This is a genomic window from Oleiphilus sp. HI0061 (genome assembly GCF_001635675.1).
Window position 1 is genome coordinate 1 of the sequence record NZ_LWFE01000570.1, and the last position, 620, is coordinate 620.

The window sequence follows — 620 nt, forward strand, 5'->3', positions numbered from 1 at the left end:
GATCAGCTTCTACTTACTCTATTAGTTGTCGGCTTATTGCCTTCGCTGGTGATATCCTTTCAAACCTACCTTCACAGCAAGGCACAAGTTACTGAGTCTACCGTAGAAATTGCGCAGAAGAGCTTAATGCTCGTTGCTAATGGTCTTCAGTTTGAGTTTGACCATGGTGAGTCATTGGTGCAGGAATACGCTCGTTCTGCAGAGCTTTCTGGCCTTTAGTTCGAAACCTTCATGCCTTATCTAAAGCGTGAATTGACCTTCCTGAAACCTAAGTTTGAGAAGTTCATTATTGGTTTACCCAACGGACATTTCTATAACACTTCTGGTGCGAATCTGCTACAAGGAGGGATTCGAACCTTTGATGATAAATAACCAGACTCGAAGCCTAAAAATATTCGCTCTCGCGACTATTGGCAGGTGAGTATTCACCCTGAAGATCCTGATTCGCCTGAAGCCTATATTTCTAACTCGATGATCTCCTTTACGACGGGGGTTAAGCAGATTGTTATTGCGGCTCCTATTCAGGATAAAGGTAAGATAGTAAGGGGGATGTTGGGGCTGAGTATTCCCTGGGAATATATCCATGATCGGGTTCAAACCTTGGTTAAAGAAAGTTTTTC

The 620-nt window shown here is 43.2% G+C and carries 3 protein-coding genes; all 3 read left to right on the plus strand.

Translation table 11 applies throughout. The annotated features are described in order from the left end of the window. A partial coding sequence (locus A3735_RS30455) for a hypothetical protein (RefSeq protein ID WP_197475695.1) occupies positions 1–219 on the plus strand: 219 nt, incomplete at its 5' end. Positions 220–231: 12 nt separating this feature from the next. Beyond that, on the plus strand, positions 232–372 hold the full coding sequence (locus A3735_RS29530) for a hypothetical protein (RefSeq protein WP_156490449.1): 141 nt from the start codon (positions 232–234) through the stop codon (positions 370–372). Between the two features lie 45 nt (positions 373–417). Then, a partial coding sequence (locus A3735_RS07500; RefSeq protein WP_156499502.1) for a PDC sensor domain-containing protein occupies positions 418–620 on the plus strand: 203 nt, incomplete at its 3' end.